Source organism: Streptomyces sp. ISL-36, assembly GCF_018614205.1.
Lineage (GTDB): Bacteria > Actinomycetota > Actinomycetes > Streptomycetales > Streptomycetaceae > Streptomyces.
The window spans coordinates 40307-58449 of record NZ_JAGGOS010000057.1; the positions used below are offsets into that span (position 1 = coordinate 40307).

Below are 18143 nucleotides of genomic sequence, written 5' to 3' on the forward strand. Positions count from 1 at the left end.
GCGCGGCCTCGCTGGTGTGAGCGACCGTGGTGCACGGTGCGGCCTCGCTGTTCGGCGCGACCGCGGTGCACCACGTCGCCTCGGCGTTCTGCGCGGCCTCGCCGTCCTACGCGGCCTCGCGCTGAACCGGGCCCTCCTGGTCGGCGTCAGGCTCGTCCTCCGCCGGCTCTCTCTCCCGTGGCGGGGTCGACACCGCGCTCGCGGCGGCACAGGACGCCAGCAGGTCACTCATCGAGATGCGCTCTTCCGCGCGCTCTGGCGTCGCCATGCATGCCTCCCGTAGGTTAGGTACACCTAACCAGCTCGTGCATCCATGTCACCACGGCTTGTACGGCCGATGCAACATCTTCCCGACACCTTGTCGGAACCTACGTACGTTCAGCCGAGCCGCAGGTCCTCGTCGGCCCACCGCGCGCCGATCCCGCGCAGGACGACCGTGCGCCGGTCGTCGTCCGTGTCGCCGACGACCCGGTGGATGAGGATGTGCAGCCGGTCGTCCGTCAGGTCCTCGACCTTGCCGTCGCCCCACTCCACGACGACCACCGATTCGGGCAGCGAGACATCCAGGTCGAGGTCCTCCATCTCGTCGAGGCCGCCGCCGAGGCGGTAGGCGTCGACATGGACCAGGGCGGGGCCGCCGACCAGGGAGGGGTGGACTCGGGCGATGACGAAGGTCGGGGAGGTGACGGCGCCGCGTACGCCGAGACCCTCCCCCAGGCCTCGGGTCAGCGTCGTCTTTCCTGCGCCGAGCTCACCGGTGAGCATGACGAGGTCGCCGGGGCGGAGAACTTTCGCGAGGCGGCGGCCGATCTCCCGCATCTGCTCGGGGGAGTCGACGTCGAGGGTCGCGGCGTTGAACGGTGCTTCCATACGGGCCAACTTAGCCGCTGGCCGAACCAGCCTTCGCCGCCGTGGACGGCACCGCACCGACACGGGCCAGGAGGTCCGCGAGGCGGTCCGTGACCGCCTCCGGGTGTTCCAGCATCACCAGGTGCCCGCCGTCCGGCACGATGACCAGTTCGCTGTCCGGCAGCAGATCGGCGATGGCCTCGGTGTGGGAGCTGGGCGTGACCAGGTCACGGTCGCCGGCGAGCGCCAGCGCCGGCACGTCACGGAAGACGGCGAGCGCGTCCGCCTTGTCGTGCTCGGCGAAGGCCGGGTAGAACTCGGCGACCACGTCGATCGGGGTCGACTCGATCATCCGCTCCGCGAACCGGGCGACCGCCGGATCCACGTCCTTCGAGGAGAAGGAGTACTTCTTGATCAGCCCGGCGAACAGGTCGGCGGTGGCCCTGCGGCCCCGCTCGACGAGCTCCGTCTGCGAGCCGAGCGCCTTCAGGACGCCGGGCAGCACCCGCCGCACCGCGTTGACGCCGGCCGTCGGCAGCCCGTAGTTCACCTCGCCCAGCCGGCCCGTGGAGGTGCCCACGAAGGCCACCCCGACGACGCGCTCACGGATCAGCTCGGGGTAGGCGTCGGCGAGCGCCATGATCGTCATGCCGCCCATCGAGTGCCCGACCAGGACCAGCGGCCCCTCGGGCGCGGCCGCGTCGATGACGGCCTTGAGGTCGCGGCCGAGCCGGTCGATGGAGACGGGCAGACCGTCGGGCCCGGACTGGGCGACCCCGCGGGCCGACCGTCCGTGGCTGCGCTGGTCCCAGTGGACGGTACGGACCAGGCCGCGCAGTGCCGCGCGCTGGAAGTGCCAGGAGTCCTGGCTGAGGCAGTAGCCGTGGCTGAAGACGACCGTGACGGGGGCGGGGGCCTTCCGGCCGAAGAGCCGCCGCTTGCGCGGGGCACTGCTCTCCGGGTCGACCTCGTCGATCTCGTAGTAGAGGGCGGTGGTGTCGTCGGCGATCGCCTTGCCGGGGGTGCCTCGCAGCGAGCCGTAGGGGGCGGAGGCGTCGAGGGCGAGCCTCGCCTTCTGGCGCATGCCGCGTCCGACGGTGAGCCGCTCCAGGGCGACGCCGGCCGCCGCGCCCGCGGCGAGGACGCCTATCGCGGCACCGGCGAACCCGGCGCGCCGCCAGTTGTCGGTGCTGGACTCGCTCACGTGCCGTTCTCCCTGTCTCTGTCTCGTCCGACCCGTTCAGCCGTGCTCTTCGTTCGGCTCGCGCTACCCGCTCAGGTCGTGCTGTCCGTTCAGGCCGTGCTACCCGTCCGGGTCGGGCTGTTCGCTCAGGTCGTGCTGTCCGTCTCGGGCTGCTCGTTCAGATAGACGCGCGGGACGCGCGCACCGATGCGCGTCACGATCTCGTACGCGATGGTGTCGGCGGCCTGCGCCCAGTCCTCGGCGGTCGGCTCCCCCCGGTCGCCGGGACCGAAGAGCAGGGCCTCGGCGCCGGCCTCGACGGTGTCGCCGTCCAGGTCGACCACGAACTGGTCCATGGCGACCCGGCCGGCCACCCGGCGGATCCGGTCGCCGACCAGGACCTGGCCCCGGCCGGAGGCGTGGCGCGGGATCCCGTCGGCGTATCCCAGCGGCACCAGACCGAGGTGGGTCTCGTGCTCGGTGACGTAGTGGTGTCCGTAGCTGACGCCGTGCCCGGCCGGGACCTGCTTGACCAGGGCGATGCTCCCGATCAACGACATGACCGGACGCAGACCGAAATCGGCCGGCGTGCCGAGCTCGGGGCTGGGCGAGACGCCGTACATGGCGATGCCCGGCCGTACGAGGTCGAAGTGGGTCTCGGGCAGCGTGAGGGTGGCCGGGGAGTTGGCGATGTGCCGGACCTCGGGCTCGACGCCGGCCTTCTCCGCGTACTCCAGCATCGTGCGGAAGACGTCGAGCTGGGAGGCGATGGAGGGGTGGCCGGGCTCGTCGGCGCAGGCGAAGTGCGACCAGAGTCCGGTGATCCGTACCAGGCCCTGGCTCTCGGCCTTCAGTGCCTCGCCGACGAGCTCGGGCCAGTCGGCGGGCTGGCAGCCGTTGCGGCCGAGACCGGTGTCGGCCTTGAGCTGGATACGCGCCCGCTTCCCCGTGGCGCGGGCGGCTTCGACGACCTCGCGCAGGGCCCACATGCCGCTGACGGACATGTCGAGGCCGGCCTCGATGCCGTCGGCCCAGGGGTCGCCCGGGGTCCAGAGCCAGCACAGGATCCGCACGTCCGTGATCCCGGCGGCGCGCAGGGCGAGCGCCTCGTGCGGGGTGGCCGTGCCGAGCCAGGTGGCGCCCGCGTCAAGGGCGGCGCGGGCGCAGCGGACGGCGCCGTGTCCGTACGCGTCCGCCTTGACCACGGCCATCACCTGGGCGTGGGGCGCGACGCGGGCGCGCAGCGTGCGGACGTTCGCACGCAGCGCGCCGAGGTCGATCTCGGCGCGGGCTCTGCGGGGCGGCGGTGTCTCAGTCATCGCGCCCAGTCTCTCAGGTGTCAGCTCCCGGGCCGCTTTCCCCAGATGTAGACCCGGTCACCCTTGCGCAGCACGTCCCAGAGTTTCTCGGCGTGGGCATGGCTGAGGTTGACGCATCCCCGGCTGCCGGTGGGCGTGGCGAGCTGGCCGTAGACGGCGTGGAAGGCCTGCCCACCGTCGAAGAACTGGGAGTAGGGCATGGGGGTGTTGTAGATGGTGGACCAGTGGTTCTTGTTGCGCCAGTAGATCTTCTTCCAGCCGGTACGGGTGCGGTAGCCGGGGCGGCCGCTGCGGATGTTGACCGGTCCGAAGGTGACCTTCTTGTTCTTCTGCACCCACATGAGCTCGCGGTCCAGGTCGACGCAGGCGACGGTCTCCTTCTTGACGGGGCACCTGCCGGCGGCGTTGGGGTTCTTGCGGGCGGCGAGGAGCTCGGCGCGGGCCCAGGTGACGGGGCCGGCGTACCCGTTGGCGGGCTTGATCTTCTCCTTGACCTGGAAGGCGCGGATCGCCGTGCAGTCGGCGGCGGACTGCTTGCCGTCGACGCGGAGCTTCAGCAGCCGCTCGACCTGGCGCTGGTGGCTGCCGGTCTTCGCGGTGCAGGCCGCCCCGATGGCGCCGCGGGGCATGTACTCGACGAGTTCGTCGACCTCGGCCGCGGGCTCGGGCACGTCCGGGGATCCGTCCCCCACCGTCTGGAGCGGGCGGCAGCACCTGGTCGGGGGTGTCCATGGGGTACTCGGACCGCCCGGCGCCGGGGACACCGGGGACGAGCACGTCCGCGGACGGGCCCGGTGGCGCCGGTTCGGCGAAGGCGGGCGAGAGGGGAAGTGCGGCGGCCGCCACGAGGAGGAGGGCGGTGCCGCTGAGCGTTGTCCGTCTGATCATCCGCCCATCACATCCGCGCCGTCCGTGCCCCGCCCGCCCGACACCACGCCTGGGCCCCTGGTTTCGCCCGACCGGGGGCATCGCCGGCGCCCACCGGCCCCGGGGTCCCGGCCGCCAGGACCCGCGGCCCGGGTCCGGGAGGCGGGGGACGCAGGGGCCGGGAGGGCGAGGCCGGGGCTCGCGGTCCTCGACGGGCGGAGCCGCGCCCCGACGCCCCCGGCCTCCCGTCGCCGCCGTGCGTCGAGCCCCACCGGCGGCCCACCGGAGCCCCACCTGTGTGTCCTCCCGAACCGGGCCCGGCCAGCTACGACGTGACGTCCCGCCACGCGCCCGCCAGCGCCCCCGCCACCTCTCCCGCGGTGATCGGCGCGCCGCCCGACACCCGGCGGGCCGCGAGGCCGTGCAGATAGGCGGCGGCCGAGCCCGCGTCGAGGGCCGGCAGGCCGGCGGCGAGCAAGGACCCCGCGAGGCCCGACAGCACGTCACCGCTGCCCGCCGTCGCCAGCCATGACGTGCCCGTGGGGTTCACCCGGACCGGCCCGCGTCCCCCGGCGTCCGCCACCAGCGTCGTCGAGCCCTTCAACAGCACCGTCGCCCCGTAGCGCGCCGCCAGTTCCCGTACCGCCGCCAGCCGCCCCGCTTCCACGGTCTCCCGGGCGACGCCCAGCAGCGCCGCCGCCTCCCCCGCGTGCGGGGTGAGCAGCGTCGGGGCCGTCCGGGCCCGGACGAGCTCCGCCGACAGGTCCCGCAGCCCGTCCGCGTCGACCAGCACCGGGACGTCCGAGGCGAGGACGTCGGACACCCCCGGGGCGTCGCCGAGCCCCGGCCCGACCACCCACGCCTGCACCCGTCCCGCCTTCGCCGGCGGCCCGGCGTGCACCAGCGTCTCCGGGAAGCGCGCGATCACCGCGTCCCCCGCCGGCCCCACGTACCGCACCGCCCCCGCGGAGCCGCCCAGCGCGCCCGCCACCGCGAGGACGGCCGCGCCCGGGTAGCGCGCGGACCCGGCGACCACGCCCACGACGCCCCGCCGGTACTTGTCGCTCTCCACCCCCGGTACGGGCAACAGCCGTGCCACGTCCTCGTGTTGGAGCGCCTGGAGCTCCGGCACGGAGGGCAGGAAGTCCTCCAGACCGATGTCGACGAGCCGTACCGCGCCCGCGTACTCCCGTGCCGGATCGATCAGCAGCCCCGGCTTGTACGCGCCGAACGTCACCGTCGCGTCGGCCCGCAGCACCTCCCCCGCCACCTCTCCCTTGTCCGCGTCCACCCCGCTCGGCAGGTCGACCGCGACGACGACCGCGTCCGAGCCGCGCGCCGCCCGGGCGACCGGGACCGCGTCCGGCCTCAGCCCGCCGCGCCCGCCGATGCCGGTGATCCCGTCCAGGACGAGATCGGCCGTGGCGAGCGGCTCGAAGGGATCCTCCGCGACTCGCCCGCCGGCCGCGCGCAGCGCCGCCAGCCCGCCCTCGTGGGCGCGCGAGCCGAGCAGGACGGCCGTCACGCCCGCCCCGCGCCGGGCGAGCCGCGCACCCGCGTAGAGGGCGTCGCCCCCGTTGTCCCCGCTGCCGACGAGCAGGACGACTCTCGCTCCGTAGACCCGGCCGCGGCCGAGGAGCGAGAAGCAGGCGGCTGCGAGGCCCGCCGCCGCCCGGCGCATGAGCGTGCCCTCCGGCAGACGGCTCATCAACTCGGCCTCGGCGGCCCGGACGGTCTCCACGCGGTAAGCGGTACGCATGCCCCGCAGTCTGCCGCACCGCCCAAGCCCGCGCGGGGAGGCGAGGATTGACGCCCTCAAGGGCGGCCCCTGCCCCCCGCGGCACGACGGGGCCCGTGGGCCTCGGCACCACCGGCCCCCGTCAGGCCTGAGCACCACCGGCCCCCGTCAGGCTGAGCACCACCGGCCCCCGCCGGGCCAGAGCACCACCGGCACCTCTCGGGCCCGGGGACCACCAGGGACCCGTCGGACCTGGCCACCACCGGACCCGTGGCCACGACGGGGCCCCGTCGGACCTGGCCACCACCGGGCCCGTGGACCTCGGCACCACCGGCACCCGCCCGGCCCGGGCACCACCGGCACCCCTCGGGCCCGAGCACAGGAGCCCGTCGGACCTGGCCACCACCGGACCCGTGGACCTCGGCACCACCGGCACCCGCCCGGCCCGGGCACCACCGGCACCCCTCGGGCCCGAGCACAGGAGCCCGTCGGACCTGGCAACCACCGGGCCCGTGGGCCTCGGCACCACCGGCACCCGCCCGGCCCGGGCACCACCGGCACCCCTCGGGCCCGAGCACGACCAGGAGCCCGTCGGACCTGGCCACCACCGGGCCGGTGGGCCTCAGCACCACCGGCGCCCGTCAGCCCCGGGCACCACCGCGGCCCGTCGGGCCCCCGGTGCGACGGCCCCCGCCCGCAGGGCGTACGGAGAGGTCTCAGCCCTCCGCGATCACCACCGCCGACGCCACGCCCGCGTCGTGGCTCAGCGACACATGCCACTGCCGCACCCCCAGCTCCGCCGCCCGCGCCGCCACCGTCCCGCGCACCCGCAGCCGGGGCTGCCCGCTCTCCTCGACGTACACCTCCGCGTCCGTCCAGTGCAGCCCCGCCGGGGCCCCGAGCGCCTTGGCCACCGCCTCCTTCGCGGCGAAACGGACGGCCAGCGAGGCGGGCCCGCGCCGTTCGCCGCTCGGCAGCAGCAGCTCGCGTTCGACGAAGAGCCGCTGGAGCAGCCCGGGGGTCCGCTCCAGCGAGGCCGCGAAGCGGTCCACCTCGGCCACGTCGATGCCCACCCCGATGATCATGCGTTCACTCCACGGTCACAGATTTCGCCAGGTTCCGCGGCTGGTCCACCTCGTTGCCGCGCGCCGTCGCCAGCTCGCAGGCGAAGACCTGCAGCGGCACGGTGGAGACCAGCGGCTGGAGCAGCGTAGGCGTTGCCGGGACACGGATGAGATGGTCGGCGTACGGGACGACGGTCTCGTCCCCCTCCTCCGCGATGACGATGGTCCGCGCCCCGCGCGCCCGGATCTCCTGGATGTTGGAGACGATCTTGTCGTGGAGGACGGACCGCCCCTGCGGAGACGGCACGACCACGACGACCGGCAGGTCCTCCTCGATCAGCGCGATCGGCCCGTGCTTGAGCTCCCCCGCGGCGAAGCCCTCGGCGTGCATGTACGCCAGTTCCTTCAGCTTCAGCGCACCCTCCAGGGCCACCGGATAGCCGACGTGCCGGCCGAGGAAGAGGACGGTGTTCTTGTGGGCGAGCGAGCGGGCCAGCGCGCGCACCGGCTCCATGGTCTCCAGGACGCGCTCGACCCCGTCGGCGCTGCGGGCGAGTTCACGGATCAGGGCGTGGATCTCGTCGCCCCACTTGGTGCCGCGGACCTGGCCGAGGTAGAGCGCCACGAGGTAGCAGGCGACGAGCTGGGTCAGGAAGGCCTTGGTCGACGCGACGGCGACCTCGGGGCCGGCGTGGGTGTAGAGGACGGCATCCGATTCCCGCGGGATCGTGGAGCCGTTCGTGTTGCAGATGGCGAGCACCTTCGCGCCCTGCTCCCGGGCGTGCCGCAGCGCCATCAGGGTGTCCATCGTCTCGCCGGACTGGGAGATGGCGATGACGAGGGTGCGCTGGCCGAGGATCGGGTCGCGGTAGCGGAACTCGCTGGCCAGCTCCACCTCGCAGGGGATCCTGGTCCAGTGCTCGATGGCGTACTTCGCGATCAGACCGGCGTGGAAGGCGGTGCCGCAGGCGATGATGACGACCTTGTCGGCCTCCCGCAGCACCGCGTCGGGGATGCGCACCTCGTCGAGCTTGAGGCGGCCCTCGGCGTCGATCCGCCCGAGGAGGGTGTCGGCGACGGCCTTGGGCTGCTCGGCGATCTCCTTGAGCATGAAGTAGTCGTAGCCGCCCTTCTCGGCGGCCGAGGCGTCCCAGTCCACGTGGTACGCCCGTACGTCGGCGGGGGCGCCGCCGAAGTCGGTGACCTCGACGCCCTCGCGGGACAGCTTCACCACCTGGTCCTGGCCCAGTTCGATCGCCGCTCGGGTATGGGCGATGAACGCGGCCACGTCCGAGGCGAGGAAGAACTCCCCCTCCCCCACGCCGACCACCAGCGGTGAGTTGCGGCGCGCGCCGACGACCACGTCGGGCTCGTCGGCGTGCACCGCGACCAGGGTGAACGCCCCGTCGAGGCGCCGGCACACGAGCCGCATCGCCTCCGCCAGGTCGCCGCAGGAGGAGAACTCCTCGGCGAGCAGATGGGCGACGACCTCGGTGTCCGTCTCGGACGCCAGGTCGTGGCCCCGCTCCTCCAGTTCGGCGCGCAGGGCGGCGAAGTTCTCGATGATGCCGTTGTGGACGACGGCAACGCGCCCCGCGTTGTCCAGATGCGGGTGCGCGTTGGCGTCGGTCGGCCCGCCGTGGGTGGCCCAGCGGGTGTGTCCGATGCCGGTGGCGCCGCTCGGCAGCGGCCGGTCCACCAGCTCCTTCTCCAGATTGACGAGCTTGCCCGCCTTCTTCGCCGCGGCCAGTCCTCCGTCGGAGAGCACCGCGACACCGGCCGAGTCGTAGCCCCGGTACTCGAGCCGCTTGAGACCCGCGATCACCACATCAAGCGCCGACTGCCCGCCGACGTAACCCACGATTCCGCACATGGCGGCAGCCTAAGGCCGAAGGGGGCCGGCGGCCCGGACTCAGCCGAGCTTGGCGGCCTGCGCGTCGACGACGGCCTTCGGCAGCTCCTTGACCTCGCCGCCGAGGCTGAGGGTGGAGAAGGACGCCAGCGTGTTGCCCTTGCGGAAGGCGACGACCTTGGTGACGAACGGCTCCCCGTCCATGTCGGTGGTGACGGTCCAGGCGAGCGCCTCGTCACCCGCGGAGACGGTCTCCGGGGCCACCTTGGTGATCTTCGTCTTCTCGCCGCCGCCGAGCAGAGTGAAGCCGCCCGCGCACTCCGAGCCCGCCTTCTTCAGCGAGCCGAACGCGTCCTGCGCCCCCGTCCCGTCGTACGAGCCGAGCGTCACGCTCGTCACCGGTGCGCTCAGCGCCCCCAGCGCCTCCTCCGGAGACGCCGTCGCGCCCGCGGTCTTCGGCACCTCGATCGCCTTGCGCTGTGCGGACGCGGCGGGGCTGCCGGTGGCGATGAAGGACATGGCGTCGGCGAGCGGCTTGCAGCCGGCCTTGTCGGTGGAGACGGCGCTGGACGGCACGACGTCCGCGGCCTTGGCCTTCTGCACCTGGTAACCCTTGAGGTCGGCCTGCTCGACGATCAGCTTCTCCAGCTCTGCGGCCGACAGCGCCTCGGCGGCGGGCGCGGCGGACGCGGAGGCGGAGGCCTTGCCCTTGTCCTTCGCCGTGTCGTCGCTCTTCTCTGCGCCGCCACAGGCGGTGAGCAGCAGCGCGACGGAGGCGGCGGTGGCAACGGCCGCGGTGGTCCTCATGGACGTACGCATCAGACGGGTCTCTCTGTTCTCTCCTGCCGCCCCAGGGGCGGCCTCCCCCCGCGTGAAATCCGGAGCCCACGCGGCAACCTGCATGATCGCCCCAGGAGCCGGGACCGACAAACCGGTTTCCCGCGTGACCGACCCCACCCCCCACAACCCTCCCCGACCCCCGACAATGGCGGTGTGATCACTTCGCCACCACGAGGCGCCCCGGGCAACGGCAACGCCAAGGGGAACGGCAACGGCCCGCGCCGGCCCGAGGCCACCCCGTACGTCGACCTCACCCGGGCCGAGTGGAGTGCGCTGCGCGACAAGACGCCGCTGCCCCTCTCCGCCGACGAGGTCGAGCGGCTGCGCGGTCTCGGCGACGTCATCGACCTCGACGAGGTCCGGGACATCTATCTGCCGCTGTCCCGCCTGCTCAATCTGTACGTCCAGGCGACCAGCGGCCTGCGCGGCGCGCTGAACACCTTCCTCGGGGAGCGGGCCGAGCAGCGCGGCACCCCCTTCGTCATAGGGGTCGCCGGTTCGGTCGCGGTCGGGAAGTCCACCGTCGCCCGCCTTCTGCAGGCGCTGCTCGCCCGCTGGCCCGAGCACCCGCGCGTGGAGCTGGTCACCACCGACGGGTTCCTGTACCCCATGGAGGAGCTCAAGGCGCGCGGGCTGCTGTCTCGCAAGGGCTTCCCGGAGTCGTACGACCGCCGGGCGCTGACCCGGTTCGTCGCCGACATCAAGGCCGGGAAGGAGGAGGTCACCGCCCCGGTCTACTCCCACCTGATCTACGACATCGTGCCGGGCGAACGGCTCGTCGTCCGCCGCCCCGACATCCTGATCGTCGAGGGGCTCAACGTCCTCCAGCCGGCGCTGCCCGGCAAGGACGGCCGCACCCGGGTCGGTCTCGCCGACTACTTCGACTTCTCGGTGTACGTGGACGCCCGGCCCGAGGACATCGAGCAGTGGTACCTCAACCGTTTCCGCAAGCTGCGCGAGACGGCGTTCCAGAACCCCTTCTCGTACTTCCAGCGCTACACCCAGGTCTCCGAGGAGGAGGCGCTGGACTACGCGCGCACGATGTGGCGGACCATCAACAAGGTGAACCTGCTGGAGAACGTGGCTCCGACGCGGGGCCGCGCGACGCTCGTCGTCCGCAAGGGACCCGATCACAAGGTCCAGCGCCTCAGCCTCCGTAAGCTCTGAGGATGCTGCATCTGCGGATCATCGTCCCTTCCCCACGCACGGAGGAAGCGGTCCGGCTCATCGAGAAGACGGTCGGCACCGCCCATGTGGTCGTCCTGGCCGGGGCCGCCCGCGACCCCGTCGGCGACCTCGTGCTGTGCGATGTCGCGCGCGAGGCCGCTGACGAACTGCTCCACGAGCTCTGTGAGTTGAAGATCGATCAGGAGGGTTCGATCGCGGTCGAGAACATCGACCTCTCCCTGTCGAAGCGCGCGGACGAGGCCGAGGAGGAGGCTCCGGGAGAGGCCGCGGACGCGGTGCTCTGGGAGCAGCTGGCCGAGGCGACCCACGAGGAGTCCACCCTCTCGATCACCTACTGCGCGTTCATGATCCTCGCGACGATGATCGCCGCCTGCGGTGTCGTCCTGGACAACGCGATCCTGATCGTGGGCGCGATGGCGGTCGGCCCGGAGTTCGGCCCGCTCGCCGGCGTCTGTACGGGTGTGGTGCGGCGGGCCCCGAAGCTCGCCGTCCGCTGCCTGCTCGCCCTGCTGATCGGTTTCGCGGCGGCGATGGCGGCCACCACCGTCTTCAGTCTGGGGATGGACGCGCTGGACCTGTTCAGCAGGGAGCAGCTCGACAACCCCCGGCCCAACACCAGCTTCATCTGGCAGCCGGACCCGTTCTCGTTCGTCGTGGCCGTGCTCGCGGGGGTGGCCGGCGTTCTCTCCCTGACGTCTTCGAAGTCCGGGGCGCTGGTGGGCGTCGCGATCTCGGTGACGACGGTCCCCGCGGCCGCGAACGCCGCTGTGGCCCTCAGTTACGGGGAGTTCGCGCAGATGTGGGGCTCGGCGGAACAGCTGCTGCTGAACCTGCTCGGCATCATGCTGGCGGGCGTGCTGACGCTGTACGGCCAGATGCTGCTGTGGCGGACCAAGCGCGGCCGGTGGGTCCGGCCCGGCAGACGCTGACATGTCTCGGCCCCGCCGTCCGGAGTCCCGGGCGGCGGGGCCGACGTGTGGTCGGTTCGGCTAGCCGAGCGCGGACTTCACCACGTCGGCGAGCCGTCCCGCCACCGAGCGCGCCTGTTCGATGTCGGCGGCCTCCACCATCACGCGTACCAGCGGCTCCGTCCCGGAGGAGCGCAGCAGCACGCGGCCGGTGGTGCCCAGCTCGCGCTCGGCCTCGGTGACCGCGGCGGCCAGCTCGCCCGAGGTCGTCACGCGCGACTTGTCGACGTCCGGCACGTTGATGAGCACCTGGGGCAGACGCTCCATCACACCGGCCAGCTCGGCGAGGGACTTGCCCGTCGCGGTGAGCCGCGCCGCCAGCATCAGGCCGGTCAGGGTGCCGTCGCCGGTGGTGGCGTGGTCGAGCACGATGACGTGCCCGGACTGCTCGCCGCCCAGCGCGTACCCGTGCTCCTTCATGGATTCCAGGACGTAGCGGTCGCCGACCGCCGTCTGCACCAGCCGCAGCCCCTCCCGCTCCATGGCGAGCTTGAAGCCGAGGTTGGACATCACGGTCGCGACAACGGTGTCGCCGCGCAGCGTTCCGGCCTCACGCATGGCGAGGGCGAGCACGGCGAGGATCTGGTCGCCGTCGATCTCGTTGCCGGCGGCGTCGACGGCGAGGCAGCGGTCCGCGTCGCCGTCGTGGGCGATGCCGAGGTCCGCGCCGTGCTCGACGACGGCGGCCTTGAGCAGGTCCAGGTGGGTGGAGCCGCAGCCGTCGTTGATGTTCAGGCCGTCGGGGGCCGCGCCGATCGTGACGATTTCCGCGCCGGCCCGCGAGAACGCCTCGGGCGACACGCGAGCGGCGGCGCCGTGTGCCTCGTCGAGAACGACCTTGAGCCCGTCGAGCCGGTTCGGCAGGACGGCGATGAGGTGGGCGACGTACTTGTCGAAGCCCTCGTCGTAGTCGCGGACCCGGCCGACACCGGCGCCGGTCGGCCGCTGCCACGGGGCGCCGGTGCGGTGCTCCTCGTAGACGGACTCGATCCGGCCCTCCAGCTCGTCGGCGAGCTTGTGGCCGCCGCGGGCGAAGAACTTGATGCCGTTGTCGGGCATGGCGTTGTGGCTGGCGGAGAGCATCACGCCGAGGTCGGCGCCGAGCGCTCCGGTGAGATACGCCACAGCCGGGGTGGGCAGCACGCCGACGCGCAGGACGTCGACCCCCGCGCTCGCGAGGCCCGCCACGACGGCGGCCTCCAGGAACTCTCCCGACGCACGCGGGTCGCGCCCGACCACCGCGGTCGGCCGATGGCCCTCGAAGGTACCCGCCTCGGCGAGCACGTGCGCCGCCGCGACCGACAGGCCGAGCGCGAGCTCCGCCGTCAGATCCGCGTTGGCAACACCGCGCACACCGTCTGTGCCGAAGAGTCGTCCCACAGCTGTCCTCCGAAACTGCTCCGAAAGTGCGATCCCCTGACCACGTGATGCCCGTTTTTACGCGCAAGCCGCCCAGAAAGGGCCCAGGGGGAGGAAAAGACGTACGCCCCGGCAGCACGGGCAGTGCCGCCGGGGCGTACGTGCAAAGCAGGTCGAGCAGGCGATTAACGCTTGCTGTACTGCGGGGCCTTACGGGCCTTCTTGAGACCGGCCTTCTTGCGCTCGACCGCACGGTCGTCGCGGGAGAGGAAGCCGGCCTTCTTCAGCGCCGGGCGGTTGTTCTCGACGTCCGCCTCGTTCAGCGCACGGGCCACGCCGAGGCGCAGGGCGCCGGCCTGGCCGGAGACGCCGCCACCCGAGATGCGGGCGATGATGTCGTAGCGGTTGTCGAGCTCGAGCACCTTGAAGGGCTCGTTGACTTCCTGCTGGTGCACCTTGTTCGGGAAGTAGTCCTCGAGGGTGCGACCGTTGATCTTCCACTTGCCGGTGCCCGGAACGATCCGGACGCGGGCAATGGCGTTCTTGCGACGGCCCAGGCCGGCAGCCGGCTGCGGGTCGCCGAAGCGGGAAGCCAGGGACTCGGTGGTGTACTCGCCCTCGACGGGGACCTCGGACTCGAAGGTGGTGACCTCCGCGTAGGTCTCCTCGCCCTCAACGCCCTCGACGGGGGTCTCAACAGTGGTCTCGGCCACGATTCTCCTCAGATTTCTTTCGTTCTTAGGGGGTGTGGCCGGAACTACTGCGCGACCTGGGTGATCTCGAACGGGACCGGCTGCTGGGCAGCGTGCGGGTGGTTCTCGCCCGCGTAGACCTTCAGCTTCGAGAGCATCTGACGGCCGAGGGAGTTCTTGGGGATCATGCCCTTGATGGCCTTCTCGACGGCCTTCTCGGGGTTCTTGTCCAGCAGCTCGTCGTAACGGACGGAGCGCAGACCGCCCGGGAAGCCGGAGTGGCGGTACGCCAGCTTCTGGGTCTTCTTGTTGCCGGACAGGTGGACCTTGTCAGCGTTGATGATGATGACGAAGTCGCCCATGTCCATGTGGGGGGCGTAGACGGGCTTGTGCTTGCCTCGCAGGAGGTTCGCAGCCGTAGTCGCCAGACGTCCCAGGACAACGTCCTGAGCGTCGATGATGTGCCACTGGCGAGTGACATCGCCGGGCTTGGGGCTGTACGTACGCACTTCGTAGCCTTCGCTTCTTCAGTGGATGGAGTCCAGACACACCTGAAGCGATCATGCAGCTGGGGCCTGCACTGCCGGGACACTGCCCGTATGCGAGCCACTGGTAACTGCTCCAGGGAACCAGCGTAAGGGCCCTTCGCGTGAGAACGACGAAGCCAATACGCATAACAAACCGCAACAGTACCCGCGCCACCCCGGACGGGTCAAAACGCCGCGAGGCCCCAGGTCACCGCACCCGCTCGACCCGCCGCTCGTCCCAGACCGGCTCGCTGGTCTCCCGTACGACCCCGTCCGAGCCGAAGACCAGGAAGCGGTCGAAGGTCTTGGCGAACCACCGGTCGTGCGTGACCGCCAGCACGGTCCCCTCGTACGACTCCAGACCGTCCTGAAGGGCCTCGGCCGACTCCAGGTCCAGGTTGTCCGTCGGCTCGTCCAGCAGCAGCGCCGTCGTGCCGGACAGCTCCAGGAGCAGGATCTGGAAACGGGCCTGCTGGCCGCCGGAGAGCTTCTCGAAGGGCTGGTCGCCCTGCCCCTCCAGCTCGTACCGGCGCAGCACCGACATCGCCCCGCCCCGGTCCTTGGCGTGCTCCGTCCACAGGATGTCCACGAGGGTCCGCCCCTGCAGCTCCGGGTGGGCGTGGGTCTGGGCGAAGTGGCCCGGCACGACCCGGGCGCCCAGCTTCCACGTGCCCGTGTGCGCCACCGAGGGATCCCCGGCGAGCAGCCGCAGGAAGTGCGACTTGCCCGAGCCGTTCGAACCGAGGACGCCGATCCGCTCCCCGTAGAAGATCTCCAGCGAGAACGGCTTCATCAGCCCGGTCAGCTCAAGGTTCTCGCAGGTCACCGCCCGTACACCGGTCCGCCCGCCGCGCAGCCGCATCCGGATGTCCTGCTCGCGCGGAGGCTCCGGCGGCGGACCGGCCTCCTCGAACTTCCTCAGCCGGGTCTGCGCCGCCGCGTACCGGGAGGCCATGTCGTGGCTGACCGACGCCGCCTGCCGCAGGTTGAGGACCAGCTTCTTCAGCTGGGCGTGCTTCTCCTCCCAGCGCCGCTTCAGCTCCTCGAAGCGGGCGAACCGCTCCCGCCGCGCCTCGTGGAAGGTGTCGAAGCCGCCGCCGTGCACCCAGACGTCGGACCCGGCCGGACCCGGCTCGACCGCGACGATCTTCTGGGCGGCCCGGGCCAGCAGCTCCCGGTCGTGGGAGATGAAGAGCACGGTCTTACGGGTCTCCCGCAGCCGCTCCTCCAGCCACCGCTTGCCGGGGACGTCGAGGTAGTTGTCCGGCTCGTCCAGGAGCAGCACCTCGTCGGTGCCCCGCAGCAGGGACTCCAGGACCAGCCGCTTCTGCTCACCGCCGCTGAGCGTGCGCACCTCGCGGAACTGCGCCTTCTCGTACGGGACGCCGAGAGCGGCCGTGGTGCACATGTCCCAGACGGTCTCGGCCTCGTACCCCTGGACCTCCGCCCAGTCGCTGAGGGCCTGCGCGTACTTCATCTGCGCGGCCTCGTCGTCGACCGTCATGATCAGGTGCTCGGCCTCGTCGACCGCCTTCGCGGCCTCGCGGATCCGCGGCTGCGCGGCCGAGACGAGCAGGTCACGGACCGTACGGTCGTCCCGCACCGAGCCCACGAACTGCGGCATCACGCCGAGACCGCCGCTGACGGTGACCGTCCCGCCGTGCGGCTGGAGCTCACCGGCGATCATCCGCAGGAGCGTGGTCTTCCCGGCGCCGTTGGCCCCGACGAGGGCCACCACCGCGCCCTCTCCCACCCGGAAGGAGGCATCAGCCAGAAGCACCCTCCCGTCGGGAAGGTAGTACTCCAGATGCGCGGCCTCGACATGTCCCATGCTGCGCATTGTCGCCGCCCGCACCGCTTGTTCCCAACCGGATTAGGATGCGCGGCATGAGCTTTGGGGGACCGCAGTGGCCGCAGGAGCCGCAGCAGCACGGACAGCAGCACGGACAGCAGCAGCCGTACGGACAGCAGCCGAACCCGTTTCCGGGGGCACAGGCGCCGGACACACCCGACTGGGGTGCCCTCGCCGACGCCTCGGCGGCAGGCCGGCGGCGCAAGCGCTGGCTGATCGTCGGCGGCGGCGCGCTCGCGACGCTCGCGGTCGGCGCGATCGTCGCCACCGCGGTGGTGAGCGGCGGCGACGGCGACGACACGGCCAAGAACGGCTCGGTCACCCCCACCGGCTCCACGGCCCCCAGTGACTCCCCCACGCCCGAGCCGACGTTCTCCTCCGTGGCTCCGCCGCCCCCGCCGAACCCCAAGGACTTCATCTCCAACGAGACGAAGGACAAGGCCCCGCTCAGCGCCGAGGGCCTCTTCCCGGGCAAGAAGCTGACCATGAGCGGCCGCGCGTACACCAAGGGCGCGACCTCCTCCACCACCGACTGCGCGAGCGTCGCCCAGGGCGCGCTCGGCTCGATCCTGAAGAAGAACGGCTGCGACCGTGTGCTGCGGGCCACCTATGTGAAGGACGGCGTCGCGATCACGGTCGGCGTGGCCGTCTTCTCCACGGAGGCGGAGGCGTCGAGCGCCAAGGTTCAGGCCAAGGGCGGTATCGCACCGCTCGCCGGGTCGGGGGTGGCCGACTTCTGCCGCGCGACCGTCTGTCTGCGGCGCTCCAACTCGATCGGCCGGTACGCCTACTTCACCCAGGCCGGCTTCACCGACGGCAAGAAGGTCACCGAGTCGGACAGGGCGATCTACCAGGCCAGCGACGACCTGGGCACCTTCACCTTCAACCAGATCTACACCCGCGGCCGCACCCAGGCCTCAGCAGCAGCCGGCGCTCCCGGGGAGTGACCGCCTGTTCCTGGCCTCCAGGTTGCGGGCGGCCAGGAGCTCGTCGGCCGGGTAGCCGACCTCTTCGAGGGTGAGCCCGTGCGGGCGTACGACATGCACGGCCGAGTCACGGACGCCCGCCGCGAGCACCTTCGCGGGCCACTCGACGGGGCGGTGCCCGTCGCCGACGAAGAGCAGCGCGCCGACGAGCGAGCGGACCATGTTGTGGCAGAAGGCGTCGGCCTTCACGGTCGCTTCGAGGATGCCGCCGGGGCGGCGCTCCCAGCGCAGCTCCTGGAGCGTGCGGATGGTGGTGGCGCCCTCGCGCTTCTTGCAGTAGGCGGCGAAGTCGTGTTCGCCGACGAGTCGCTCGGCGGCGGCGTTCATGGCGTCCATGTCGAGGGACCAGTCGTGCCACAGGACATGGCCGCGCAGGAGCGGGTCGACGCCGCCGGGGTTGTCGGTGACGCGGTAGGCGTAGCGGCGCCAGATGGCGGAGAAGCGGGCGTTGAAGCCGCTGGGGGCCTCGGTGAGCTTCCACACCCGTACGTCGTGCGAGAGCCGCCCGGCGAGGCGCCGCAGGAGCTTGTCCTGGTGCTCGGCCCACAGCTCGACGGGCAGATCGACATGGGCGACCTGCCCGCGCGCGTGCACCCCGGAGTCGGTCCGGCCGGCGACGGTCAGCTCGTACGTCTCCTTGGACCGGGTCACGGTCCGCAGGGCGTCCTCGATGTCGCCCTGGACGGTGCGCTGCCCGCGGGCCTGCTTGGCCCAGCCGGAGAAGTCCTTGCCGTCGTAGGACAGGTCGAGCCGGATGCGTACGAACCCGGCCTGCACGTCGTCGCTCACGCGCTGAATCCTCTCAATACCCTCTGCGTACGGGAGCGGGCCCGTACCCCAGGGGTACGGGCCCGCCCAC

17 protein-coding genes are annotated in these 18143 nt (G+C 72.0%); 3 read left to right on the plus strand and 14 right to left on the minus strand.

Annotation, left to right across the window (positions count from 1 at the left end):
- Positions 1–106: 106 nt before the first annotated feature.
- From J7E93_RS15680 to J7E93_RS15720, 9 genes are all read right to left on the minus strand, one after another.
- Entirely contained in the window at positions 107–268 is a 162-nt protein-coding gene (locus tag J7E93_RS15680) for a hypothetical protein (protein ID WP_215069765.1), read from the minus strand.
- Between the two features lie 110 nt (positions 269–378).
- A complete protein-coding gene (gene tsaE, locus J7E93_RS15685; RefSeq protein ID WP_215069772.1) occupies positions 379–870 on the minus strand; it encodes a tRNA (adenosine(37)-N6)-threonylcarbamoyltransferase complex ATPase subunit type 1 TsaE in 492 nt (163 codons plus the stop codon).
- A 10-nt stretch (positions 871–880) separates the two neighbouring features.
- A complete protein-coding gene (locus J7E93_RS15690; protein ID WP_215069774.1) occupies positions 881–2053 on the minus strand; it encodes an alpha/beta fold hydrolase in 1173 nt (390 codons plus the stop codon).
- A gap of 125 nt (positions 2054–2178) precedes the next feature.
- Positions 2179–3351: an alanine racemase gene (gene alr / locus J7E93_RS15695; RefSeq protein ID WP_215069776.1), complete on the minus strand. Its 1173-nt coding sequence runs from the start codon at positions 3349–3351 to the stop codon at positions 2179–2181.
- A gap of 20 nt (positions 3352–3371) precedes the next feature.
- Positions 3372–4022: a L,D-transpeptidase family protein gene (locus J7E93_RS15700; protein WP_308368663.1), complete on the minus strand. Its 651-nt coding sequence runs from the start codon at positions 4020–4022 to the stop codon at positions 3372–3374.
- 521 nt (positions 4023–4543) lie between these two features.
- The gene (locus J7E93_RS15705; RefSeq protein ID WP_215069778.1) at positions 4544–5977 is read right to left on the minus strand and encodes an NAD(P)H-hydrate dehydratase; all 1434 of its coding nucleotides are present in this window, start codon (positions 5975–5977) and stop codon (positions 4544–4546) included.
- A 695-nt stretch (positions 5978–6672) separates the two neighbouring features.
- Complete coding sequence (locus J7E93_RS15710) at positions 6673–7041, minus strand: holo-ACP synthase (RefSeq protein ID WP_215069779.1); 369 nt, start codon at positions 7039–7041, stop codon at positions 6673–6675.
- Between the two features lie 4 nt (positions 7042–7045).
- Entirely contained in the window at positions 7046–8893 is a 1848-nt protein-coding gene (gene glmS, locus J7E93_RS15715; protein WP_215069781.1) for a glutamine--fructose-6-phosphate transaminase (isomerizing), read from the minus strand.
- 39 nt (positions 8894–8932) lie between these two features.
- Entirely contained in the window at positions 8933–9679 is a 747-nt protein-coding gene (locus tag J7E93_RS15720; RefSeq protein WP_251066598.1) for a hypothetical protein, read from the minus strand.
- A gap of 186 nt (positions 9680–9865) precedes the next feature.
- Here J7E93_RS15720 and coaA point away from each other — a divergent pair, with 186 nt between their 5' ends.
- Positions 9866–10879 carry a type I pantothenate kinase gene (coaA, locus tag J7E93_RS15725; protein WP_374105389.1) on the plus strand — a complete coding sequence of 338 codons (1014 nt, stop codon included), beginning with the start codon at positions 9866–9868 and terminating at the stop codon, positions 10877–10879.
- Between the two features lie 2 nt (positions 10880–10881).
- On the plus strand, positions 10882–11829 hold the full coding sequence (locus tag J7E93_RS15730) for a DUF389 domain-containing protein (protein WP_215069784.1): 948 nt from the start codon (positions 10882–10884) through the stop codon (positions 11827–11829).
- Positions 11830–11889: 60 nt separating this feature from the next.
- Here the strand turns inward: J7E93_RS15730 and glmM are convergent, their stop codons facing one another.
- The 4 genes from glmM to J7E93_RS15750 all read right to left on the minus strand — a co-directional run bounded on the left by glmM (position 11890) and on the right by J7E93_RS15750 (position 16277).
- Positions 11890–13248: a phosphoglucosamine mutase gene (glmM, locus tag J7E93_RS15735; RefSeq protein WP_215069786.1), complete on the minus strand. Its 1359-nt coding sequence runs from the start codon at positions 13246–13248 to the stop codon at positions 11890–11892.
- 164 nt (positions 13249–13412) lie between these two features.
- Positions 13413–13940 carry a 30S ribosomal protein S9 gene (rpsI, locus tag J7E93_RS15740; protein WP_215069788.1) on the minus strand — a complete coding sequence of 176 codons (528 nt, stop codon included), beginning with the start codon at positions 13938–13940 and terminating at the stop codon, positions 13413–13415.
- Between the two features lie 44 nt (positions 13941–13984).
- A complete protein-coding gene (gene rplM / locus J7E93_RS15745) occupies positions 13985–14428 on the minus strand; it encodes a 50S ribosomal protein L13 (RefSeq protein ID WP_030209034.1) in 444 nt (147 codons plus the stop codon).
- 226 nt (positions 14429–14654) lie between these two features.
- Complete coding sequence (locus tag J7E93_RS15750; RefSeq protein ID WP_215069789.1) at positions 14655–16277, minus strand: ABC-F family ATP-binding cassette domain-containing protein; 1623 nt, start codon at positions 16275–16277, stop codon at positions 14655–14657.
- 56 nt (positions 16278–16333) lie between these two features.
- On the opposite strand from J7E93_RS15750, the gene J7E93_RS15755 reads away from it, so the two are divergent.
- Complete coding sequence (locus J7E93_RS15755) at positions 16334–17245, plus strand: hypothetical protein (protein ID WP_215069791.1); 912 nt, start codon at positions 16334–16336, stop codon at positions 17243–17245.
- On the opposite strand, the gene truA is transcribed toward J7E93_RS15755, so the two are convergent.
- Complete coding sequence (gene truA, locus J7E93_RS15760) at positions 17216–18073, minus strand: tRNA pseudouridine(38-40) synthase TruA (RefSeq protein ID WP_215069793.1); 858 nt, start codon at positions 18071–18073, stop codon at positions 17216–17218. The two genes, J7E93_RS15755 and truA, sit on opposite strands and share 30 nt — an antisense overlap.
- Positions 18074–18143: the final 70 nt, after the last annotated feature.

Excerpts from the sequence above, each read along its gene's own strand:
- J7E93_RS15680 (WP_215069765.1), bottom strand. The coding sequence starts at position 268 with ATGGCGACGCCAGAGCGCGCGGAAGAGCGCATCTCGATGAGTGACCTG.
- tsaE (WP_215069772.1), bottom strand. The coding sequence starts at position 870 with ATGGAAGCACCGTTCAACGCCGCGACCCTCGACGTCGACTCCCCCGAG.
- alr (WP_215069776.1), bottom strand. The coding sequence starts at position 3,351 with ATGACTGAGACACCGCCGCCCCGCAGAGCCCGCGCCGAGATCGACCTC.
- J7E93_RS15705 (WP_215069778.1), bottom strand. The coding sequence starts at position 5,977 with ATGCGTACCGCTTACCGCGTGGAGACCGTCCGGGCCGCCGAGGCCGAG.
- J7E93_RS15710 (WP_215069779.1), bottom strand. The coding sequence starts at position 7,041 with ATGATCATCGGGGTGGGCATCGACGTGGCCGAGGTGGACCGCTTCGCG.
- glmS (WP_215069781.1), bottom strand. The coding sequence starts at position 8,893 with ATGTGCGGAATCGTGGGTTACGTCGGCGGGCAGTCGGCGCTTGATGTG.
- J7E93_RS15720 (WP_251066598.1), bottom strand. The coding sequence starts at position 9,679 with ATGAGGACCACCGCGGCCGTTGCCACCGCCGCCTCCGTCGCGCTGCTG.
- J7E93_RS15730 (WP_215069784.1), top strand. The coding sequence starts at position 10,882 with ATGCTGCATCTGCGGATCATCGTCCCTTCCCCACGCACGGAGGAAGCG.
- J7E93_RS15750 (WP_215069789.1), bottom strand. The coding sequence starts at position 16,277 with ATGGGACATGTCGAGGCCGCGCATCTGGAGTACTACCTTCCCGACGGG.
- J7E93_RS15755 (WP_215069791.1), top strand. The coding sequence starts at position 16,334 with ATGAGCTTTGGGGGACCGCAGTGGCCGCAGGAGCCGCAGCAGCACGGA.